Below are 23,250 nucleotides of genomic sequence, written 5' to 3'. Positions count from 1 at the left end.
TCACCCACCCGGTCGCGTCGATGCCGTCGAGTGCTGGGCGCAGATATCCATCAACTGCTGGTGGCCGCGCATCAGCGCATCCACGCAACGCGGATCGAACAGTCGCCCACGCTGGGCGTACAGATAAGCCAGAGTGGCTTCCATGGTCCATGCTTCCTTGTACGGACGGGGCGAGATCAGCGCATCGAAGACGTCGGCGACAGCAACGATCCGCGCTTCCAGCGGAATCGCTTCGCCGACCAGGCCGTCGGGATAGCCGCTGCCGTCATAGCGCTCGTGATGGCGCAGCGCGATGAGCGCGCCCACCTGGATGAAACGGTTCTGGCTGCCACTGAGCAGCTCGTGGCCGATGCGTGGGTGCCGGCGCATGATCGCCAGCTCCTCGTCATTGAGCTTGCCCTGCTTGAGCAGCACCGCGTCGGGAATGGCGATCTTGCCCATGTCATGCAGCGGTGCCGCCATCTCGATCAGGCGCACGTCGTCTTCGGGCAGGCCAAGCTGCTCGGCGATCAGCCCCGCAACGCGCGCCATGCGTTCGAGATAGGCGCTGGTGCCGGCATCACGGAACTCGATCGCCCGCGCCAATCGCGACAGGGTCTCGCGTTCGCGTTCCTCGACCTCGTGCATGCTGGCCAGCAGGCGCTGCTCCAGCGACAACGCGCGTTGCTTCACGTTCTCGGTCTGCTGGCGCAGTTGCAGCAGGTTGTAGCAGCGCGCGCGCAGTTCGCGCGGGCGGATCGGCTTGACCAGGAAGTCGATGACCCCCGCTTCCAGCGCCGCCTGGCGGATCGGCTCGTCGCCGACCACGGTGATCAGGATCACCGGGATATCGCGGTGCTTGGGCAGGCGACGGAATCGACGGGCGAACTCCAGCCCGTCCATCTCCGGCATGCGGTAATCGAGCAGCAGCAGGTCGACCGGGTGCGCCTCGCACCAGGCCAATGCGGTCAGCGGATCACCGAAGTCATACACGCTCAGTTCCGGCGCGATGTCTTCGATGACGTGACGCAGCATCGTCCGCGCGGACGTCTGGTCGTCAACAATGACGATGTTCAACGCGTACTCCGCCTGGTTTCTCGACCATGCTGGATCATCAGCAGGCGAGGATACCCTGCTGCTGCGAACGCTCGCACCCTGCATCGGCCCGACTCCCGTGTCATGCGTCCCGGTTCATGATCGTCATCACATTGTGAAGCGGACTCTCCACAATGCGCACTCCCCCTGGCGCCGATCAAGCCATAACAGACGTCAAGGTAGTGCATTAACGATACGCCGAGCGCGGGAGGCGTCAATCGCGCCGTCTCATTTCGCGACGGCGCGCACAAACGGGAGTCAAAAAGACGACTTACTGCTCCGGACGCATGTACGGGAACAGCAGCACGTCACGGATCGAGCTGCTGCCGGTCAGCAGCATCACCAGGCGATCAACGCCGATGCCGAGACCGCCGGTCGGGGCCATGCCGTACTCCAGCGCACGGATGTAGTCGGCGTCGTAGTGCATCGCCTCGTCGTCGCCGCCTTCCTTCGCGGCCACCTGGGCCTGGAAACGCTGGGCCTGGTCTTCCGGGTCGTTCAGTTCGGAGAAGCCGTTGGCCAGCTCCTTGCCGTTGACGAACAGCTCGAAGCGATCCGTGTAGCCCGGGTCGTTGTCATTGGCACGGGCCAGCGGCGAGACCTCGACCGGATGGTCGGTGATGAAGGTCGGCTGGATCAGGGTGTGCTCGACCGTGGCCTCGAAGATTTCCAGCAACAGCTTGCCCCAGCCGTAGGACGGCTTGACGCGGATGTTCAAGCGCTCGCAATGGCGCAGCAGCGCATCGCGGTCAGTGCAATCAGCGGCCGAGATTTCCGGGTTGTGGTGGCGCACTGCCTCATCCATGCGCCAGCGACGGAACGCCGGGCCCAGGTCGATCTTCGCGCCGTCCCACTCGACCTCGGTGCCACCGTTCACGGCCTTGGCCACATCACGGATCACACCCTCGGTCAGGTCCATGATTTCGTTGTACGTGGCATAGGCCTCGTACAGTTCCATCATGGTGAATTCCGGATTGTGGCGGGTGCTGACGCCTTCATTGCGGAAGTTGCGGTTGATCTCGTACACACGCTCCAGGCCACCCACGGTCAGGCGCTTGAGGTACAGCTCCGGCGCCACGCGCAGGTACAGGTCCAGGTCCAGCGCGTTGTGATGGGTGGTGAACGGCTTGGCCGCCGCGCCGCCGGGGATGTAATGCATCATCGGCGTCTCGACTTCCAGGAAGTCGCGGTTGTCCAGCCACGCGCGCATGGCGCGGATGATCTTCGAGCGCTTGATGAACACTGCGCGCGATTCCGGGGTCACGATCAGGTCGACGTAACGCTGGCGGTAGCGCTGCTCGACGTCGGCCAGGCCGTGCCACTTGTCCGGCAGCGGGCGCAGCGACTTGGTCAGCAGGCGGATCGACTCGGCCTTGACCGACAGTTCGCCGGTCTTGGTACGGGTCAGGCCGCCTTCGACGGCGATGATGTCGCCCACGTCCCAGCCCTTGAAGGCCGTGTAGGCATCGCCCAGCACCGCTCCCTGCAGGAACAGCTGGATGCGGCCGGACTCGTCCTGGATCTGCGCGAAGCTGGCCTTGCCCATGATGCGCTTGGCCATCAGGCGGCCGGCCATCTTCACCTGGCGGCCGTTGCCTTCCAGCGCCTCGGCGGTCCAGGTCTCGGCATCGGCGAATTCTTCCTGCAGGCGGCCGGCGAAGTCCTCGCGACGGAAGTCGTTCGGGTACGCGATGCCCTGCCCACGCAGCGCTTTGAGTTTCTCGCGGCGCTCGGCGATCAACTTGTTTTCGTCGACGGGGGGGGTATCGGTAGCTTCGCTCATGGATCTGCGGGAATCGTGTAGTGAGGGGGGATGTTGCACCCGGCACAGCCGGTTGCCCAGCATACCAAAACCGCCCTGCCCCGGCCTTGGGCCGGGCCCGCCCAGATGGCCGCCAACCTTGGTTGGCGGTCCGTGTGTCGACCAAGGTCGACACCTACCGGATTCCGGGGAACGACGCCCCGGTAGTCGCCAACCTTGGTTGGCGCTCGTCCCGGCGTCAACCGTTCCCAGGGAACGCCTGCCGCAGCTCGTCCACCAGCACCCGCTGGTTCTCCGAGTAATCAACCGGCACCGACACCAGGTGCACCCCGCCCTCGTTGAAGGCCGCCTCCAGCGTCGGGATGAACTGCTCGATGGCGGTCACCTCGTGGCCCTTGCAGCCGTAGGCTTCCGCGTACTTCACGAAATCCGGGTTGCTGAAGGTCATGCCGTAGTCGGTGAAGCCATCTACCGCCTGCTTCCAGCGGATCATGCCGTAGGCGCCGTCGTTGAGGATCAGCACCACCAGGTTCAGGCCCAGCCGACGCGCGGTCTCCAGCTCCTGGCTGTTCATCATGAACCCGCCATCGCCGCACACCGCCAGCACCCGCCGCTGCGGGTACAGGATCGAAGCCATGATCGCCGACGGCAGGCCCGCGCCCATGGTCGCCAACGCATTGTCCAGCAGCAGCGTATTGGCCACCTGGGTGCGGTAATTGCGCGCGAACCAGATCTTGTACATGCCGTTGTCCAGCGCCACGATGCCGTCCGGCGGCATCACCTGGCGCACGTCGTGCACCAGCCGCTGAGGCGTGAATCCAGCCTCCTCGGCTCGGTCAGCCAGGTGTTCCAGAATGGTCGCGCGCAGCGGCAGCAGCGCGTCAGCGTTCGGCACCGCGCCTTCGATACGATCGGCCAACTGGGTCAGCGAACGACCGATGTCACCGATCACTTCCACCTGCGGGAAGTACACCTGCTCCACGGCCGCCTGCGAGTAGCCGATATGGATCACGGTCGGCCCACCCGGGCGCATCACGAACGGCGGCTTCTCGGTCACCTCGTGGCCGATGGTCACGATCACGTCGGCCTGGTCGATCGCCATGTGCACGTAATCGCGCTCGGTCAGCGCCGCGGTGCCCATGTACAGGCCCGAACCACCGGCCACCGCGCCCTTGCCCATCTGCGTGGTGAAGAACGGAATGCCGGCGCGCAACACGAACGCCGACAGCGCTTCGCTGGACTGCGGCCGCGACGCCGCCGAGGCGATCATCAGCAGGGGGCGCTTGGCGTTGCGGATGATCTCCGCCGCCCGATCCAGCGCCTCCGGACTGGCAATGGGACGATCCACCGCGTGCGGCGGAATCAGCGCCACGCCCTCGACCTCATCGGCGGCGATATCTTCGGGCAGCTCCAGCAGCACCGGGCCCGGGCGCTCTTCCTGGGCGACACGGAACGCCTCGCGGACGATGGTCGGGATGGTGCGCGCCGAGACGATCTGACGCGCCAGCTTGGTCAGCGGCTTCATCGTGCTGACGATGTCGACGATCTGGAAGCGCGCCTGCTTGCTGGCGACGATGCCCTTCTGCCCGGTGATCATGATGACCGGCCATGCGCCAAGCAGCGCATACGCGGCGCCGGTGGTGAAATTCAGCGCGCCGGGGCCGAGCGTGGCCAGGCACACGCCCGGCTTGCCGGTCAGGCGGCCATAGGTGGCCGCCATGAACACGGCCGCCTGCTCGTGGCGGGTGATGACCAGCTCGATGCTGGAATGGCGCAGCGACTCGACCACGTCGAGATTTTCTTCGCCGGGAATGCCGAAAATGCGCTCGACGCCTTCGTTCTCAAGTGCGGCGACAAGCAGATCTGAACCCTTGGACATTGGAATGCCGTCCTTTTCGCTGGACTGATGGTGGATCGTTGCAGGAAGGATGGAAGCTGCGCGTCAACGCTTGTCGAACCACACCGTCTGCGCGTTGACGAATTCGCGGATGCCGAAGTGCGAGAGCTCACGGCCGAAGCCGCTCTTCTTCACGCCGCCGATCGGCACGCGCGGATCGGACGCGGAGAAGCCGTTGACGAATACACCGCCGGTCTGCAGCCGGCGCGCCAGCTGCATGGCACGGGCGCGGTCGCCGCTCCACAGGTTGCCGCTGAGGCCGAACTCGCTCTGGTTGGCCAGTTCCACCGCATGGTCGGCGTCGCGGGCGCGGCTGATCGAGGCCACCGGCCCGAACGTTTCGGTATCGAAGGCCTGCATGCCCGGCTCAACCCCGGCCAGCACGGTGGGTGCATAGAACGCACCCGGACGATCCAGCTGGTGCCCGCCGACCAGCAGCTGCGCACCGGCGTCGACCGAAGCGCGTACCTGCGCGTCGAGCTGCTCCAGCAGATCCTGGCGCGCCATCGGGCCGATGCGGTTTGCCGGGTCACGGCCGTCGCCAATGGTCAGTGCCTGCACCTTCCGGCAGAACTGCGCCACGAAACGATCGTAGACCGCGTCTTCGACGATGATGCGCTTGCCGGCGATGCAGACCTGCCCGGTGTTCTGGAAGCGCGAGGCCACCGCCGCATCGACGGCCGCATCAAGATCGGCATCGGCCAGGACGATGAACGGATCGGAACCGCCCAGTTCCAGCACCACCTTCTTCAGCGCCTGCCCGGCCTGGGCAGCAATGCTGCGGCCGGCGGCCACACTTCCGGTCAGGGTCACCGCCGCGATGCGGTCATCGGCGATCGCGCGGCTGGTGCCCTCGCGGCTGATGTTGGCCGCGATGAAGGTGCCCTCCGGCAAGCCGGCATCGCGCCATGCGGCGTCGAGCAGCTGCGCGGTACCGACGATGTTCTCGGCCGGCTTCAGCAGGAAGCCGTTGCCGCCCATCAGGATCGGCACCGCCGCGCGCATCACCTGCCAGTACGGGAAGTTCCACGGCATGATGCCCAGCACCACGCCCAGCGGCAGGTATGACACGTAAGCCTTGTCGTCGGGCACCTGGGTCGGTTCGTCGCGCAGGAACTGCGCACCGTTGTCGGCGTACCAGTCGCACAGCACAGCACACTTCTCGATTTCGGCCAGCGCTTCGGCCTGGACCTTGCCCATTTCGGCGGTAGCCAGCGCGGCCAGCTTTTCACGGTCACGGCGTAGCACCGCGGCCATCGCACGCAGTACGTCTGCGCGCTGTTCGAGGCTCTTGACGCTCCAGGCCGCAAAGCCGACCTGGCCGCGATCCAGGATTGTTTCCAGCTCGGCGTCGGTGGCGAAGGGATGGCTGGCGATCTGCTGGCCGGTGGCCGGATCACGGGAAATGGCGGTGGTGGGGGCAGCGGACATGCAGGGCTCCTGTTGTCTCGACAACGGGCGGTGGCCCGTCTCCTGCACAGGAATGTGGACCCGAATGGCGGAGGCAACAAGGCGTCTGCTTATCCTGTGACCTGCACTTACCTGCCTGAATGGGGTTTTCGGCAGGGCTGCGCCCTGCACCCGCAGAGGCTTCAAGCCAAGGCAACGGCAGAAGCTGGCATTCCGTGGGTTGGCGGGGTGGGTCCGGTTGCGGGGGACGCTGCAAGTACATCCATGTAAGCTCGGTCGCCGCATCCATGCGGCTCACGCCCCCTCAACCGGACCCACCCCGCCTTCGACAGAGTTCTGCGATCTGTCGGGACGGCGCTGTGCGTTGCTGTTGGTGGGTGTCGACCTTGGTCGACACAGTAGATCCACGCCATGCGTGGATGACTCATTCGATATCTGAGAGAAAAATCGTGTCGACCAAGGTCGACACCTACCAACAGCCGCGCGGAACAAAGCCGCAGTTGCCAACAGCCGCGTGAACCTGTCGAAGGTGGGGCGGTGTCGGCGTGCGGGGTGTCAGCCGCATGGATGCGGCTGCCAAGCCTACACGGACGTACTTGCGGCGTCCCCGCACTCCGACAACGCCCCGCCAAACCACGGAACCTAGCTCTGGCTCTGGCTCTGGCTTTGGCCGTTGCATTGAGCAGGTGCAGGGCTGCAAGCCCTGCCGAACTCCCCCTACTTCCGCGGCAGGTAGGTCACCAGGGAAAGGTCATGCCGGCTCTCCGGCACCAGCGCCACGTACTGCAGGTCCAGCAACCCGCGCGTGGGATGGTTCAACTTCTTCGCACCTTCATCGAATCGGCGCACATCGTGCTCCGGCCACCACTGGCGGAACTCCTCGCTGTGCGCCGAGATGTCCTCGACCAGCGCCAGGAACGGAGCCTTGTCCGGCGCCTGCGCCATCGCCGCGCGGAAGCCTGCCAGCAGGCCGCGGGTCATTTCTTCCCAGTTGAGGATCAGCGTGCGGTACGGCGGGTACAGGAACATCAGCCGCAGCGTATTGCGCTCGTGCGGCGCCAGCTGGCTGTAGTCCACGAACAGATCGGCGATGGCCGGGTTCCAGGCCAGGATGTCGAAGCGGGTGTTGCGCACGTACGCCGGGATCGGCTGCATCGCCTCCACCAGCTGGCGCAGGCCGTCGGTCACGCTCTCGTCCGGTGATTCCAGCGGTACGCCGTAGCCGGACAGCGCGAATGCATAGGCGCGTTCGTCGTCGCTCATGCGCAGCACCTGTGCCAGGCGCTCGAGCACTTCGGGCGAGGCACGCACTTCGCGGCCCTGCTCGATCCAGGTGTACCAGCTCACGCTGACCCCGATCGCCAGCGCCACTTCCTCGCGCTTCAGGCCCGGGGTGCGCCGCCGCCCGGCCGGCAGGCCGAGCGTGGCGGGGTCGACACGGGCGCGGCAGGCCTTGAGGAAGCCGCCAAGTTCCTTGCGTTCACTTTCGCTGCGCATCATCGCCACCGCCGTACCCGTTGTAGCGTCGAGCCATGCTCGACGCATCTGCTACTGCGCCAACAGCAGCCGAGCATGGGCTCGGCTCTACCGGAAGCGTGATCAGCCACCCTCGGCGTTGCGCACGAGGGTGACGATATCCGCGCAGGCGCGCAGATCAGGCATCGACGCGCTTGGAGCCCACGGCCAGGCCGGCCTTCAGGCTGGCCTCGACGAACTCGTCCAGGTCGCCGTCCAGCACCTTCTGCGTATCCGAACGCTCGATGCCGGTGCGCAGGTCCTTGATGCGGCTCTGGTCGAGCACGTAATTGCGGATCTGGCTGCCCCAGCCGATGTCGGACTTGGTCGCTTCCACGGCGTCCTTTTCGGCGTTGCGCTTCTGGATCTCCAGCTCGTACAGCTTGGCGGCCAGCATCTTCATCGCGTTGTCGCGGTTCTGGTGCTGGCTGCGGCCGGTCTGGCAGGCCACCACGATGTTGGTCGGGATGTGGGTGATGCGCACCGCCGACTCGGTCTTGTTGACGTGCTGGCCACCGGCACCCGACGAACGGTACACGTCGGTACGCAGGTCGGCCGGATTGATGGTGATGTCGATGTTGTCATCGATTTCCGGCGACACGAACACCGAGGTGAAGCTGGTGTGGCGGCGATTGTCCGAGTCGAACGGCGACTTGCGCACCAGGCGGTGCACGCCGGTCTCGGTCTTCAGCCAGCCATAGGCATAGTCGCCTTCCACGCGCAGCGTGGCCGACTTGATGCCGGCGACGTCGCCGCCGGAGACTTCCATCAGCTCGGTCTTCCAGCCGCGCGATTCACACCAGCGCAGGTACATGCGCAGCAGGATCTCGGCCCAGTCCTGGGCTTCGGTGCCACCGGCACCGGCCTGGATGTCGACGAACGCAGCGGCATTGTCCATCTCGCCGGAGAACATGCGCTGGAACTCCAGCTTTTCCACGTGCGCCTGGTGCTTGTCCAGGTCGGCGACCACCGCCAGTGCGGTGTCCTCGTCCTGCTCGGACTCGGCCAGCTCGAGCAGTTCGGTGGCGTCGTTCAGGCCATCCAGCACCGAGGCGATGCCGCCCACGGTCTTTTCCAGGCTGGAACGTTCGCGGCCCAGGTTCTGGGCGTACTCGGCGTTGTTCCAGACGTCGGGGCTTTCCAGCTCCCGCGTTACTTCTTCAAGACGCTCTTTCTTGGCGTCGTAGTCAAAGATACCCCCGAAGCGACAGCACGCGATCGGTCAGATCGGTGATGCGCTGGCGGACAGGATTCAGTTCGATCATGTCGGCGGTTATGCATTCAAAAGATGACTGCCAATGATACCGCAGGCCGGGGGCGCCCGGAATGAGGGACCAGGCCTGCCGCTGGGAGCCAACCACTGGTAGACCCGCCTCTGTAGAGTCGACTGTCAGTCGACTGCTTTTCATTCAGGTTGCGGTGGAGCCCGCGCTGCGCGCGATAGTCGACCAACAGTCGACTCTACCCGCGCCCGCGCCGCCCAGCGCCTGCCGCAGGACCGGCAGCTGGCGCCGGCTGCAGGGCACTTTGGCTCCATCGGCCATGTGCAGCAGGGCCTCGCCTCCGTCCAGCGGCTCGATCGAGCGCAACTGACCGCGATTGATCAGCCAGCTGCGATGCGGGCGCAGGAACTCGCCCGGGTCCAGCCGCTGCTCCAGCACCGCCATGGTGATGCGCAGCGGGTAGTCGTGGCCGCGTACCCGCAGGTTCACGTAGTTCCCCGCGGCCTGCGCGTACTCCACATCTGCGGTGGCAACCAGGAATTCCTTGCCCAGCTTGCGCACCAGGAAGTGCTGGGGGCGCTCGACCGGCTCCACCGGCGGGCCGACGTCGGGCTCGGCCAGCAGGCTCGCTTCGCCCTGCCTGCGCCTGCCGAACCAGCTGGCAAAGTGCTCGAGGGCCACGAACATCGCGAACGTGCGCACATCCTTCAGGTATTCGTAGGCAAAACGCTCCAGCCAGCCGGCATCGTCCTGGTAGCGGTAGCCCAGCGACGCGTAGGCCAGATGCCGCAGCAGCATCATCCCCACCACGTGCAGCAGCGACCAGCCGACGCTGGCCAGCAGATACAGCGGCAACCGCCGCCTCCAGGTATCAGCATGCAGCGGCCAGCGCTCGCAGCCCCACCACAGCAACGGCAGGGTCAACAGGATCAGGGCGAGGCTGCTGAACTCCCAGATCATCGGCTCCCACAGCCCGAGATCGGCGCCGCGGCGACTGGCGTCCATCACTTCCACCAGCGCATTGGTCACTGCCGAGGCCGACAGGATCGCCGCCCATACCAGCAGGCGGGTTGAAGTACGCCAGCGCGATGGTCGGCCCTGGGTCATTGCTGCATCCATGTCGTTGCGGTGCTCCAGCCTGCCTCAAGGGACAAAGGGTAGCGGCTCCATTGGTCCCACCACCCCCGCCATTGGTCACTGCGTCGGTTCCAGCGGCCCCTTGCCGGTCGCCGCACGGACCGGACGGCGTCACCTTGGCTCGACTCTCCGGCACACCACCACCATGACCCGACGCTACGACATCGACGCCCTGCGCGTGTTCGCCTTCGCCCTGCTGATCCTCTACCACACCGCCATGGCCTACGTGGACGACTGGGGCTTTCACCTCAAGAGCGTGCATACCGCCGAATGGCTGCAGTGGCCGATGCTGTTCGTCAACCGCTGGCGGATGTCGCTGCTGTTCCTGATCTCGGGTATCGCCATCGCGCTGATGCGGCCGGAAGGCAGGTTGCTGCGCTTCGCCGGCCTGCGCACCTGGCGGCTGCTGCTGCCGCTGCTGTTCGGCATGTTCGTGATCGTGCCGATCCAGCCCTACTGCGAAGGCGTAGCCAACGGCCACGTGGCACCCGGCTTCGGCCACTTCCTGCTGCGCTATTGGCAGGTGCGGCCGTGGCCGGAAGGGAGCTTTGCCGGTTGGCAGTACGGCATCACCTGGAACCATCTGTGGTACCTGGCGTATCTCTGGAACTACACGCTGGCCCTGGCCCTTTTGATGCCGTTGCTGGGAACGGCGGTGGTGCGCCGCGCGGTGGCGTTCTGCGCAGCATCGCCGATGCTGCTGATCGGCCTTCCGTCCGCCCTGCTGCTGGCCTGGGTGATCTGGCTGGAGCCGATCTACCCGTCCACCAATGCCCTGCTCAGCGACTGGTACCAGCACGCGAAGTACGCAACCGTATTCCTGGCCGGCTACCTGCTGGGTCGTGAGCCGGTGTTCTGGCAGCGCGTGGTCGCCCTGCGCCGCACCACTCTGTGGCTGGCGCTTGCTGCCGTTGGCTGGTATCTGGGGTTGCGCATCCTCGGCCAGGTGCTGCCCGCCGACTCACCGCTGCGGCAATGGCCCGAACCGTTCTGGGACCTGCAGGGCCGGGCCAGCCAGTCGCTGTACGTCTGGACCGCGCTGCTGAGCATCCTCGGCTGGGGCAAAGTCTTCCTCGACCGCCCGTTCCGCTGGCTGCCGTACTGCACCGAGGCGATCTATCCCTGGTACATGCTGCACCAGAGCCTGATCATCGCCCTGCTGTTCTGGCTCAAGCCGTTGCAACTGGGTCCTTGGCTGGAGCCGTCGCTACTGCTGGGCGGCACCGTCGGCGGCTGCATGCTGATCCACGAACTGCTGATCCGACGCTCCCGCTGGCTGCGGCCCCTGTTCGGCCTGAAGGCCGATCCGCTATCGTCACCGGCGGTACGCGCCGCCACGGCGCGATGAGGACAACGGATGTTCCAGACCCACTGGCACCTGTGGCTGCAGCAGACCTTCGACGGCGGCTGGATGCTGGCGCTGATGCAGTTCATCAGCCTGCTCGGCTACGAAATGGCCTACACCGCGCTGATCCTGCTCTGCGCGTTCGGCGCACGATTGCGCGCCGGCCTGTGCGTGATGCTGGCGGTACTGATGATGGCCTGCGCCACCCACGCGATCAAGCAGGGTGCCGCCCTGCCCCGCCCATCGGACGTGGATGCACGCGTGCTGGACAAAGGGGTGCCGTCGCATCCGTTCGTGGTCGATGGCGGAGGGCACACGTTCTGGTCCCTGCCTGATTCCCGGGCCACCGCGATGCTGCGCGCGCAGCCCGATGCCGACTATGGCTTCAACAGTGGCCACGTCGGCGTAGCCACCGCCGCCGGCGTGGGCCTGCTGCTGGCGTTCGGCATCCGCCGCCGCTGGCTGCGCTGGGCATTGGCGTTCGGTTGGCCACTGCTGATGGCGGTGTCACGGATGTACCTGGGCCGGCATTTCCTGGCCGACGTGCTGGCCGGCTGGCTGGTCGGCATCGGTGTTGCGTTGCTGGCGTGGCAGTTGATGCCAGGCATGCGCTCAAACCAGCGTTGGCAGCTGCCGGTCCTGCCGGGGCTGGGCGTGCTGATGGCCTGGGCGGCGGTAACCACCCGCTTCGTTCCGGTGGGTGAAGCCGGTCGACTGCTCGCACTGGGCCTGCTGGTGGCGTGGCTGCAATGGCGTGGCTGGCCGAAGGACCCGCAGGGTATCGTGCAGCGGATATTGCGCGTGTTGGGCGTGGTGCTGATCTACCTGCTGGCGCGGCCGTTGATCGACTGGCTTGCCGGAACTGCGGCGCTGCCGGAGGTACCGGCGACCGAGCTGCTGTGGCAGACCGTGGGCACGCTGTTGATCCTCGGCGGCGGCGTGGCGCTGACGCGGTGGATTCCGCGCCAGCGCCTTCCAGCAGTCGAAGACGTGCGGTAGATCCACGCCATGCGCGGACAGGCCCTTCCCCGGCTGTGCAGCCGCCGGGCATGGCCCGGCACTACCGCACCTCGAATTCGCCCACCAGCACGGTTTCGGCGCGATCCTTCAACCGCATCGTGACCATCTGGTCCTTTTGCTTCGACGTGCCCCAGTGGGTGGTCAGGCGCAGCATCAGCGTCGTCGCCCCGGTCACCAGCTGCTGGCGGCTGCCGAAGTAGTTCGCCTCCACCTTGTACTTGCCCGGCTTGGCATTGCGTAGCGAGAACTGCTCGGGACCATAGCCGCCGGTGAAGTCCTGCGACATCTGCCCGCCCTGGTAGGTCAGGCGGTTGCCGTAGTAGGCGCGCTCGCCGTTCGGGTCGGTCACCCACAGGTCCATGTCGCTGTTGTCGGCGTCCCACGACAGCACCACGCGCAGGTCCAGTGGCATTGCCTGCAGCAGGCGCGGGTCGATGCTGGTGGTATCCAGCCGGGGCGTGCTGCGGGCCACCAGGTTGGTCAGTTCATCCAATGCGATCAGGGCGATGCCATCGAAGCGGCTGTCCCACGGCCGCACCACCACCTGGTACAGCGGCGCCAGCGCCTGCTGCGGCTTGCCGGCCGCCGCCAGTGCCAAGCCGAGGTCGCGGAAGCTCTGCGGTTCTTCCTGGCCCATCGCCAGCACCTGCTCGAACACCGGCACCGCCAGCGCGGGGGCATCGGCCTGCATCAGCCGATAGCCGAGCACGCGCAGCAGGTGGCGATTGTCCAGGTCCATCTCGGCCAGGTTCGACAACACACGCAGCGCCAGGTCGCGCTGACCCTGCGCCAGCAGCAGGTCGGCCACATCAAGGAAGAAGGCGCTGCTGTCGGCATGCGCATCGCGCTCGGCCAGGTAGCGGTCATACAGTTGCGACGGCGGGCCCTGGCGCAGACGCCGGGCGATGGCCGAGTCTGGCTGCCAGGCCGCCAGCTGGATGCCGAGTTGGCCGTCGTTGGCGGCAGCGGGCGCAGCGACACGGCCACCCGTGACCGTGATTGAATCCAGGGCCTTGTTCGATGCAGGCGCCGAGCGACGTGCACGCGCGCTGCTGGCTTCCATGCGCTGCTCGGCGGCGGCGGCCATCGGTGCCGGGGCGGGCGGTGCCGCAGGGGCCGGCGCGGCGAGCATCGCCACCGGCGCCGATTCCATCGCATGGTCCGCCGAGGCCACTTCCAGTGCCCCGCCCTTCGCCTGCGGTGGCACACCCTTCGGCCAGCTGCGGCTCCACCACTGCTGGCGCTCCTTCCAGCGTGCCGCCACCTCATCCAGGCGCTGGCGATCAGCAGCGGCGCGATCTCTTACCTGCACTGCAAACCTGGCGTCGTACCCGGCGCGCAGCGTGCCCGAAGGGCGGATCGCATAGCGCAGGTAGTCCTCCAGCGTCTCCAGCACGATCAGCGAGGTGTCCGGGCCGACCAGGCCAAACTGCTGCGACAGCCGCTGCATCGCCTCGCGGTTGCCACGGCGGTCGGCAGCCAGCTGCTGCAGGCGCGCCTGCGCCCACAAGCCGGCCAGCAGCTCGCCGTCTTCACTCTTCTGCGTGGCGGGCAGCGCCTGCCATTCGCCGCCACCCACGCGCACCCGCATCGGCACACCGTCGGCCGCCAGTCGTGCGTGCAGCCACAGCCAGCCCTGGGCTTCACTGCGACGATCGATCACCACGTCCTGCACGCCGCGCCCCGCATCGACCTGCACATCCAGCGGCGACGACAGCAGCTCGCGCGCCGCCGCATCGACATCCTCGCCCAGCGCAACGAAGCGGCCGCCACGCGCTTCGCTCCAACCACGCAGTCGCACGGCATCGGTGCGCGCACCGGCGCTGCTGACCGCAAACAAGCGTTGATCCGGCGCCATCGCCGGCAGCTGTTGCGGCCCGTAGGTCAACAGCCCATCGCTGACCAGCAGGTACTCCTTCACGCCCGGCTGCGGCTGCCACTGCGCCAGCGCGCTGGCACCGTCAGGGCGCACCGCCTGCAACGCTGCGCGCAGCTCGTTCCAGTTGCCGGCGCGGATACGGAATCGACGCACCGGCTCGGCGCGATCGCGCAGGACGGTCAAGGCCACGGTGCCGTCACCCAGCGCTGCGAAATAGCGATCCAGCAGGGCGAACTCACGTGTGCGATCGCGCTGCCCCGCCGAACCGGAGCCGTCCCACAGCAGGCCGATCTCGCTCGGCAACGTGCGGGGTGTACTGCTGGCCGCCACCGGCAGCTGTGCCAGCAGGTAGTGCCCATCCTGCCAGGGCGCCACCTGCACCTGTGCGTGGCGGGCTGCCGGCAGGCTCCACTGCAGTTGCTTCGGCAGCTGCGCACCCTTGCCCTGCCACTGCAGCTGGCCCGCGCTGATGCGGAATGGCGCAGTACCTGCGGTGGCCGCGTCGGGAGCATGCACCTTCAGTTCAACCGAGGCTGCACCGGCGGCGAACTGCAGCGGCAGCGTCCACTGCCAGCTTTGGCCGGCGAAGGCCAGCGGTTCGCGGATCACCAGCTGCACGCGCCGACTGCCACCGGCCGGCAGCGGGTAGACGCGCAGGCGGAACTGGTTGCCGGCGGTCTGTTCCAGCAGGCCCGGATCGACACCACGGCGGGCGATTTCCTCGAACACCTGGCGGCCACGGTCCTTGGCCACCGGCACCGCGTCACGCATCTCGCCGTTGATATCCAGCGCGAAGCCGGTGATCTGCTGGCCATCAGCCAGCGGGAACTGCAGCTCACCCTCCAGCACACGACGGTTTGGGTTGTGGAATTCCAAGGTGATCCGGGTCTGGGCAACGCCGGCCTGGACCTCGCCTTCGATGCGGGCGTGTCGCAGTTGGACCGCCTGCTCGGCAGCCGGGGCAATCAGCAACGGCGTGCTGGCCTGCGGCCGGGAGATCAGCGGCGACTGCGCGCCAGCGGGCCAGGCCACAAGGGCCAGCAACAACACAGTGCAGCAACGGGCGAAGACCATGACCGGACTCCAGTGGGATCGTGGATCGTTGAACGCACCAGCAACCGTAACGGGGTTGGCGGCCCCCCAAAAAGGGGACGGAGGGGATTAAGTCGCAATTGGCAAACAAGGCAAAAGCGGCTTAATCCCCTCCGTCCCCTTTTTCTAGGCGGGCAGGCAGTGTTCGATGATCAGCTGGATGGCGCTGCCACCGCGATAGTCGTCGCAGGCCAGGCGGTAGGCGAGGTGCACGTGGCGGCCAGGCGCATTGCCGTGCCAGCCGCCGAAATGGATGGCGTTGATGGTGCCGGGCACGCCGGGCAGGCGCAGCTCCAGCTTGAGGTGGCGTTCCTTCAGAACGCGCCAGTTGGCCACTTCGAAGTGGCCGTCGAACAGTGGCTCGGGGAAACCCTGGCCCCACGGCCCGGCCAGGCGCAGCGCATCGGCGTGGCGATGGTCCAGCTCATCTGCCGCCAGTTCGCCGTCACTGAGCACCTGCTGCTGCAATGCGGCCGGATCGAGCATCTCCAGCACCACGGCGACGAAGGCGGCCTTGAAGTCATCGATGTGATCCAGCCGCATGCTCAGCCCAGCCGCCATGGCATGCCCACCGAAGCGCTCGATCAGGCCCGGATGGCGCGCATCGACCAACGCCAGCGCGTCACGGATGTGCAGGCCGGGAATGGAGCGCGCCGAGCCGCGCAGGGTGTCGGCGCCGGGTTCGGCCGGGGCAAAGGCGATCACCGGACGGTGCAGGCGATCCTTCATCTTCGAAGCGACCAGGCCGACCACACCGGGATGCCAGTCGGCATCGAACAGGCAGGCCGCGACCGGTCGCTGCCCGGCCATGTCCAGCACCACGCGGCTCAACGCCTGCTCGGCGTCGTCAGTCATCGACTGCTGGACGGCGCGCCGTTCCGAGTTGATCTGCTCCAGCGTCTGCGCGATCTCGCGTGCCTGGCGCGGGTCTTCGGTCAGCAACAGCGCGATGCCCAGCGCCATGTCTTCCAGCCGGCCCGCCGCGTTCAGGCGTGGGCCGAGTGCGAAGCCGATGTCGGTGGCGGTCAGCCGCGCCGCGTCACGGCCGCTGGCTTCGATCAGCGCTCGCAGGCCGACGCAGCCCTGCCCCGCGCGCAGACGGCGCAGGCCCGCGCTGACCAGTGCCCGGTTGTTCGGATCCAGCGCCACCAGGTCGGCGACGGTGCCGACCGCCACCAGGTCCAGCAGCGTGGTCAGGTCCGGCCCCTTGCCATCGGCGAAGACGCCGGCCTCGCGCATGTGACGGCGCAGCGCCATCAGCACGTAGAAGATCACACCGACGCCGGCCAGCGACTTGCTGGGGAACGCATCACCGTCGAGATTGGGATCGACGATGACATCGGCCGGCGGCAGCTGCGGCCCGGGAAGGTGATGGTCGGTGACCAGCACCTGCCAGCCCCGCGCCTTGGCCGCGATCACGCCCGCATGGCAGGCGATGCCGTGGTCGACCGTGACCAGCAGGTCCGGCTGCAGCGCGGCCAGCTCCTCCACCAGAGAAGGTGACAGGCCGTAGCCGTGCACCATGCGGTTCGGCACCGCGTGGAAGACGTGTTGCGCGCCGAGCATGCGCAGGCCACGCACGCCGACCGCACAGGCGGTGGCGCCATCGCAATCGAAATCGCCGACCACCAGGATGCGCTTGTCGTTGGCGATGGCCTCGATCAGCAGACCCACCGCATCATCGATGCCGGTCAGCAGCTCCGGCGCGTGGAGGCTGCCCAGCTTCGGCAGTGCCAGCTCTGGCGTACCGGCGCCGCGGCTGGCATAGAGTCGCGCCAGCAGTGGCAGCGTGCCGTCTGGCCAGCTGCCGGGTACGACCGCATCGCGGCGGCGGATCATCGGCGTATCAGAGGACGGCTGCGCAGCATCGGCGGCAAGGGACATCGGCATCGCCGGGTTGCGGAAGACATCCCCATGATAGCGCGGGGTCGGATCTCTCTGCCCGCAGGAGGCTCCACCCCGATCGCTGGCATTTGGAATCTGCCAGCCTATCTTCCATGCTTGTCGGCCCGGAAATGGACTTCAACGCATGCATCGTACGCTCCTTCCCGCGCTGCTGGGCCTCGCCCTGGCCCCGGCCACCCACGCCGCCACGCCCGAACCGAAGGCCGGCGTGCAGTTCCAACACAACGACTGGTCGCTGGCCTGTGACAACACCGGCACCTGCCGCGCCGCCGGCTACAGTCCGGAACAACCCGGCAATCTGCTCAGCCTGATGCTGGAACGCGTGGGCGGCCCGGGTACGAAGGTGCTCGCGCGGCTGCGCAACGGCGAGGATGGCGAAAGCGCGACGCCGACCGGGGCGCTGCGCCTGCGCCTGAACGGCAAGGACCTGGGCCCGGTGCGCGACACCGGCGACGGAGATCAAGTACTGCTGCAGCAGGGACAGACCGATGCGCTGGTCGCCGCGCTGCCGCGCCACGCACGCATCGACATCATCGACGGCAAGGGCAAGGCGTGGCCGATCTCCGACAGCGGTGCAGCGGCCGTACTGCTGAAGATGGACGAGGCCCAGGGCCGGCTGGGCACACCCGGTGCGCTGGTGCGGCGTGGCGACAAGCCCGAAGCGAGCGTGCCTGCGGCGTTGCCGGTGCCAGTGATCATGCGCGGCACGCTGATGGCACCGCGCGCCTCGGACGCGGCACTGGCGAACGCACCGGGCCTGCGCAAGGCACTGATCGCCAGCCTGCCGAAGCCGGATGAGTGCGGCCGCCTGAGCGAGGGCGGGACAGACGAGATCGAGATCCAGCGACTGGACGCCCAGCATGTACTGGCAAGCACCAGCTGCTTCATGGGTGCCTACAACTTCAGCAGCGGCTACTGGGTAGTGCAGGACAAGGCGCCGTACCAGGCGAAGTTCGTGACCTCCAACGCGGAGGACTTTGATCGCGATGACGCGACGCTGCGCGGGCGCTTCCGTGGACGCGGCATCGGTGACTGCTTCTCCGGCCACGACTGGGCCTGGGATGGCGCGCGATTCGTGAAGAGCGGCGAGTTCACCACCGGGCAGTGCCGCGGCGTGGCGGGTGGGCATTGGCAGCTGCCGACGGTGGTCAGCGAGGTCCGTTGAGGCGCCGCTACCTGCGATAGTGCCGGCCGCTGGCCGGCAACCCCGGCAAACCCTGGGGGTCAGCGCCGTTTTCCGATGGAAAACGGATCCGACCCCGCTCGGCCGAGCCCCGATCAGTCGTGAAGCTGGCGCGGCTTCTTCCAGAACTGCCAGCGCTGTCCGCGATCCAGCTGGAACTGCAGGCCGTCCTCGAAATCCAGCACCAGCCGCTGCAGCTCGCCGCGCTTCATCGCGGCCAGCAGCGGACGGATCGCATCGTTGCCGAGCTGCTGCAGCGAGCGCAGCTGGCGCAGATCAACCAGTGCATCGACCGCCTGCTCGCCATCCACGGCTACGCCAGCCGCAAGAGCCAAGCCCTGCAGCAGCGCATCGCGGCTGCGCACCTGCGCATGCGGCGTGCTGACCGATACCGGCATCACGCCACCACCCCAGAACCACAGCGAATTGATCGGCTGTTGTCCCTGCGCGGCGCGCTGCTGGTTCCAGGAATGGTTGTGCAGCAGTACCTGCGCTTCGGTCATCAGCGCCCGCCAACGGCGGCCGCCCTCGCCTTCCGGCAGGTGCGAGAACAGGTCATCGCCCAGCACCTCGTCCGGACTGTCGAAGTCCGGCAGGGCCAGGTCGATCGGCAGGCGCAGGTACCAGCGCGAAGGGTCCGGTGCGTCGAGCACGAATCCGGCATCGGCGAACAACGGCTGCAGCACCGGCAGCAGGGCCAGGCAGTCGGCCAGGGTCGGTCGCAGCGTTTCGCCGTAGGCCATCATCCGCGCGCCATGCATGTCCGGCACCATGCAGGCCGGATCGGCACGCAGCCAGCTGGCGCCAGCGGCATCGCCGACGTCGCGCTGGCGGGTCAACGCGGCCACCGGCCATTGCGGCGCGGCGACCGTGAAATGGCGCGTCAGCTGCGCGCGTTCACCCGGTGCGACCTGCACCGTCGTGGCGCGGCCAAGCGCGCGCGCCACATCGTCCGGCAGCGCAGCCGCGGCAAAGCGGCTGCGTGCCGGCAACAGCAGGGTCGCCGTTGCCACCGGGTCAGTCCACGTAGCTGACGCTGACGATCTCGTACTCGCGCTGGCCGGCCGGGGCGTCGATCACGATCGAATCACCTTCCAGCTTGCCGATCATCGCGCGCGCCACCGGCGAGGAAATCGCGATCAGGCCCTGCTTGATGTCCGCCTCCAGGTCACCGACGATCTGGTACTTCTTCTCTTCGTCGGTTTCCACGTCGGCCAGCGTCACGCTGGCGCCGAACACCACCTTGGAGCCGGCATTGAGCTTGCTCACGTCGATGATCTCGGCGTGCGACAGCTCGCCTTCGAGCTGCTTGATGCGGCCTTCGATGAAGCCCTGTTCCTCGCGCGCGGCGTGGTACTCGGCATTCTCCTTCAGGTCGCCATGCTCACGTGCTTCGGCGATGGCGGCGATCACCTTGGGGCGCTTGACCGACTTCAGGTGATCCAGTTCGTCGCGCAGCTTCTGCGCGCCCTTCATCGTGATGGGGGCTCTCATGCATTCAACTCCTTGTGCAGCTCCTGCAGCGACCAGACGGGGCCGGTGCCGCGGAATTCCAGTGAATCCACCAGCGCCTTGGCGCCGGCAATGGTGGTCGAGTAGGTGACGCGATGCTGCAGCGCCTCGCGACGGATCGAGAACGAGTCGTTGATCGCCGAGCGACCTTCGGTCGTGTTGACGATGTAGACGATCTCGCCGTTCTTGATCGAGTCGACGATGTGCGGACGGCCTTCGACCACCTTGTTGATGATCTCGCAGTCCATGCCGTGCTGCTGCAGCCACGCGGCGGTGCCACGGGTCGCGACCAGGCTGTAGCCACGCGCCAGCAGCGCCTTGGCCACCGGCAGCACGCGCTTCTTGTCCGGATCGCGGACCGAAACGAAGGCCTTGCCGACCGGCGGTGCCTTGATGCCACCGGCTTCCTGCGCACGCGCGAAGGCGGCGTTGAAGCTGCGGCCCACGCCCATCACCTCACCGGTGGAGCGCATCTCCGGCCCGAGGATCGGGTCGACGCCCTGGAACTTGGCGAACGGGAAGATCGCCTCCTTCACCGAGTAATAGTCCGGCACGATTTCCTTGGTCGCGCCCTGCTCGGCCAGGCTCTTGCCGGCCATGCAGCGCGCGGCGATCTTGGCCAGCGGCATGCCGGTGGCCTTGGACACGAACGGCACGGTGCGCGAGGCACGCGGGTTCACTTCCAGCAGGTAGATGGTGTCGGCACCTTCGTCGCTGGTCTGGATCGCGAACTGGGTGTTCATCAGGCCGACCACGTTCAGGGCCTTGGCCAGCTCCACCACCTGGCGGCGCAGTTCGGCCTGGGTTTCAGCCGACAGCGAGTACGGCGGCAGCGAGCACGAGGAATCGCCCGAGTGCACGCCGGCTTCTTCGATGTGCTCCATCACGCCACCGATCAGGACGTTGCCATCCTTGTCGGCGATGATGTCGACGTCGCACTCCACGGCGTTGTCGAGGAAGCGGTCCAGCAGCACCGGCGAATCGTTGGACACCTTCACCGCGTCGCGCACGTAGCGGGCCAGGTCGGCTTCGCCGTAGACGATTTCCATCGCACGGCCGCCCAGCACGTAGCTCGGGCGCACCACCAGCGGGTAGCCGATCTCGCGGGCCAGCAGCAGCGCTTCCTGGTCGTTGCGGGCGATGCGGTTCGGCGGCTGCTTCAGGCCCAGCTTGTCGACCAGCTGCTGGAAGCGCTCGCGGTCCTCGGCCAGGTCGATCGAATCCGGGCTGGTGCCGATCACCGGCACGCCGTTGGCTTCCAGCGCCCGCGCCAGCTTCAGCGGGGTCTGGCCGCCGTACTGCACGATCACGCCCTTCGGCTGTTCCAGTTCGACGATTTCCAGCACGTCTTCCAGGGTCAGCGGTTCGAAGTACAGGCGGTCGGAGGTGTCGTAGTCGGTCGACACGGTTTCCGGGTTGCAGTTGACCATGATGGTTTCATAGCCATCCTCGCGCAGCGCCAGTGCCGCATGCACGCAGCAGTAGTCGAACTCGATGCCCTGGCCGATGCGGTTCGGGCCACCGCCCAGGATCATGATCTTGTCGCGGTTGCTCGGCGCGGCCTCGCACTCGTCCTCGTAGGTCGAGTAGAGGTAGGCGGTACCGGTGGAGAATTCACCGGCACAGGAGTCCACGCGCTTGTAGACCGGGCGCACCTTGTGCGCACGACGCAGCGCGCGGATGGCGGCTTCGTTGGTGCCGGTCAGCTGCGCCAGGCGTGCGTCGGAGAAGCCGGCGCGCTTCAGCTTGCGCAGGCGTGCGGCGTCCAGTGCGTCGATGCCACCGGCGGCGACGTCAGCTTCGGCAGCGATGATTTCCTCGATCTGGTCCAGGAACCAGTGATCGATGAACGACAGCGCGTAGATCTCTTCCACGCTCATGCCGGCGCGGAATGCATCGGCGACGAAGAACAGGCGCTCCGGACCCGGTGCCTTCAGTTCGCGGCGCAGGGTCTGCAGGTCGTCTTCGTTGCCCAGGTCCAGGCCGGTCGGGTCGAAGCCGACCTTGCCGGTTTCCAGGCCACGCAGGGCCTTCTGCACCGACTCCTGGAAGGTGCGGCCCATCGCCATCACCTCACCCACCGACTTCATCTGGGTGGTCAGGCGGGCGTCGGCGGCCGGGAACTTCTCGAAGGCGAAGCGCGGGATCTTGGTGACGACGTAATCGATGGACGGCTCGAACGAGGCCGGAGTCAGGCCGCCGGTGATCTCGTTCTTCAGTTCGTCCAGGGTGTAACCCACGGCGAGCTTGGCGGCGACCTTGGCGATCGGGAAGCCGGTGGCCTTGGAGGCCAGCGCCGAGGAACGCGACACGCGCGGATTCATCTCGATGACGACCACGCGGCCGGTCTTCGGGTTGATACCGAACTGCACGTTCGAGCCACCGGTATCGACGCCGATCTTGCGCAGCACGGCGATGGAGGCATCGCGCAGGCGCTGGTATTCCTTGTCGGTCAGGGTCTGCGCCGGGGCCACGGTGATCGAGTCACCGGTGTGCACGCCCATCGGGTCGAGGTTTTCGATCGAGCAGACGATGATGCAGTTGTCCGCGGTATCGCGGACCACTTCCATCTCGAACTCCTTCCAGCCCAGCACCGACTCTTCCACCAGCACTTCGGTGGTCGGCGACAGTTCCAGGCCACGGCTGACGATCTCGACCAGCTCTTCGCGGTTGTACGCGATGCCGCCACCGCTGCCGCCCAGGGTGAAGCTGGGGCGGATGATGGTCGGGTAGCCAACGCGGGTCTGGATCTCCAGCGCTTCGTCCAGGGTGTGGGCGACGGCGGCGGTCGGGCATTCCAGGCCGATCTCACCCATGGCCACGCGGAACAGCTCGCGGTCTTCGGCCATGCGGATCGCTTCGCGCTTGGCGCCGATCAGTTCGACGTTGTACTTCTCCAGCACGCCGTTGTCGGCCAGGTCCAGCGCGCAGTTCAGCGCGGTCTGGCCACCCATGGTCGGCAGCAGCGCATCGGGCTTTTCCTTGGCGATGATCTTCTCGACCGTCTGCCAGTTGATCGGCTCGATGTAGACGGCGTCGGCCATCTCCGGGTCGGTCATGATCGTGGCCGGGTTGCTGTTGACCAGCACCACGCGGTAACCCTCGTCACGCAGGGCCTTGCAGGCCTGGGCGCCGGAGTAGTCGAACTCGCAGGCCTGGCCGATGACGATCGGGCCAGCACCGATGATGAGGATGGTCTTGAGGTCAGTGCGCTTGGGCATTTTCTTCTCTAAGTCAGTACAGCGTGACAAGGGGGAGTGATCGCACGCTGTCGATCAGGAATCTTGAACCGCAGC

Annotated in this window: 15 protein-coding genes; 3 read left to right on the top strand and 12 right to left on the bottom strand. The window is 66.9% G+C overall.

The genetic code is table 11. The features are described 5' to 3' along the window. The 7 genes from rpfG to AC5P7E_RS15205 form a co-directional block, all read right to left on the bottom strand. Complete coding sequence (gene rpfG / locus AC5P7E_RS15235) at positions 1–1,140, bottom strand: cyclic di-GMP phosphodiesterase response regulator RpfG (RefSeq protein ID WP_005409495.1); 1,140 nt, start codon at positions 1,138–1,140, stop codon at positions 1–3. 205 nt (positions 1,141–1,345) lie between these two features. Then, positions 1,346–2,857, bottom strand: coding sequence for a lysine--tRNA ligase (gene lysS, locus AC5P7E_RS15230; RefSeq protein WP_100443322.1), 1,512 nt, complete (start codon positions 2,855–2,857; stop codon positions 1,346–1,348). 217 nt (positions 2,858–3,074) lie between these two features. Continuing rightward, positions 3,075–4,715 carry an acetolactate synthase large subunit gene (locus AC5P7E_RS15225; protein ID WP_005409493.1) on the bottom strand — a complete coding sequence of 547 codons (1,641 nt, stop codon included), beginning with the start codon at positions 4,713–4,715 and terminating at the stop codon, positions 3,075–3,077. Positions 4,716–4,778: 63 nt separating this feature from the next. After that, positions 4,779–6,164, bottom strand: a complete 1,386-nt coding sequence (locus tag AC5P7E_RS15220) for an NAD-dependent succinate-semialdehyde dehydrogenase (RefSeq protein ID WP_062605875.1) — start codon at positions 6,162–6,164, stop codon at positions 4,779–4,781. A gap of 696 nt (positions 6,165–6,860) precedes the next feature. Continuing rightward, positions 6,861–7,643, bottom strand: coding sequence for a helix-turn-helix transcriptional regulator (locus AC5P7E_RS15215; protein ID WP_005409491.1), 783 nt, complete (start codon positions 7,641–7,643; stop codon positions 6,861–6,863). Positions 7,644–7,797: 154 nt separating this feature from the next. Continuing rightward, positions 7,798–8,923, bottom strand: a protein-coding gene (prfB, locus tag AC5P7E_RS15210; protein ID WP_014037064.1) for a peptide chain release factor 2 whose coding sequence is annotated in 2 segments (ribosomal slippage) — positions 7,798–8,847 and positions 8,849–8,923 — 1,125 coding nt in all. Because the reading frame shifts where the segments join, the coding sequence is not laid out codon by codon here. 144 nt (positions 8,924–9,067) lie between these two features. Beyond that, complete coding sequence (locus AC5P7E_RS15205) at positions 9,068–9,988, bottom strand: LytTR family DNA-binding domain-containing protein (protein ID WP_005409489.1); 921 nt, start codon at positions 9,986–9,988, stop codon at positions 9,068–9,070. A 175-nt stretch (positions 9,989–10,163) separates the two neighbouring features. Between AC5P7E_RS15205 and AC5P7E_RS15200 the strand changes: the two genes are divergently transcribed. Beyond that, positions 10,164–11,366 carry an acyltransferase family protein gene (locus AC5P7E_RS15200; protein ID WP_049475981.1) on the top strand — a complete coding sequence of 401 codons (1,203 nt, stop codon included), beginning with the start codon at positions 10,164–10,166 and terminating at the stop codon, positions 11,364–11,366. Between the two features lie 9 nt (positions 11,367–11,375). After that, complete coding sequence (locus tag AC5P7E_RS15195) at positions 11,376–12,362, top strand: phosphatase PAP2 family protein (protein WP_049460697.1); 987 nt, start codon at positions 11,376–11,378, stop codon at positions 12,360–12,362. A gap of 61 nt (positions 12,363–12,423) precedes the next feature. On the opposite strand, the gene AC5P7E_RS15190 is transcribed toward AC5P7E_RS15195, so the two are convergent. Beyond that, positions 12,424–15,336, bottom strand: a complete 2,913-nt coding sequence (locus AC5P7E_RS15190; protein WP_114618769.1) for a DUF2135 domain-containing protein — start codon at positions 15,334–15,336, stop codon at positions 12,424–12,426. Between the two features lie 144 nt (positions 15,337–15,480). Beyond that, complete coding sequence (gene recJ / locus AC5P7E_RS15185) at positions 15,481–17,238, bottom strand: single-stranded-DNA-specific exonuclease RecJ (protein ID WP_049448357.1); 1,758 nt, start codon at positions 17,236–17,238, stop codon at positions 15,481–15,483. A gap of 145 nt (positions 17,239–17,383) precedes the next feature. Between recJ and AC5P7E_RS15180 the strand changes: the two genes are divergently transcribed. Further along, on the top strand, positions 17,384–18,424 hold the full coding sequence (locus AC5P7E_RS15180; RefSeq protein WP_114618768.1) for a DUF1176 domain-containing protein: 1,041 nt from the start codon (positions 17,384–17,386) through the stop codon (positions 18,422–18,424). A gap of 113 nt (positions 18,425–18,537) precedes the next feature. On the opposite strand, the gene AC5P7E_RS15175 is transcribed toward AC5P7E_RS15180, so the two are convergent. The 3 genes from AC5P7E_RS15175 to carB are packed head-to-tail and all read right to left on the bottom strand — an operon-like array spanning position 18,538 to position 23,175. Then, the gene (locus AC5P7E_RS15175; protein ID WP_114618767.1) at positions 18,538–19,455 is read right to left on the bottom strand and encodes a phosphoglycerate mutase; all 918 of its coding nucleotides are present in this window, start codon (positions 19,453–19,455) and stop codon (positions 18,538–18,540) included. A gap of 4 nt (positions 19,456–19,459) precedes the next feature. Further along, positions 19,460–19,924, bottom strand: a complete 465-nt coding sequence (gene greA / locus AC5P7E_RS15170) for a transcription elongation factor GreA (protein WP_181453298.1) — start codon at positions 19,922–19,924, stop codon at positions 19,460–19,462. An 8-nt stretch (positions 19,925–19,932) separates the two neighbouring features. Next, on the bottom strand, positions 19,933–23,175 hold the full coding sequence (carB, locus tag AC5P7E_RS15165) for a carbamoyl-phosphate synthase large subunit (protein WP_114618766.1): 3,243 nt from the start codon (positions 23,173–23,175) through the stop codon (positions 19,933–19,935). Positions 23,176–23,250 lie beyond the last annotated feature (75 nt).

The organism is Stenotrophomonas sp. YJH_SMC_25 (assembly GCF_059369595.1).
The sequence above is the reverse complement of the archived record's forward strand: the minus strand, read 5'-3'. Positions and strand labels throughout refer to the sequence as shown.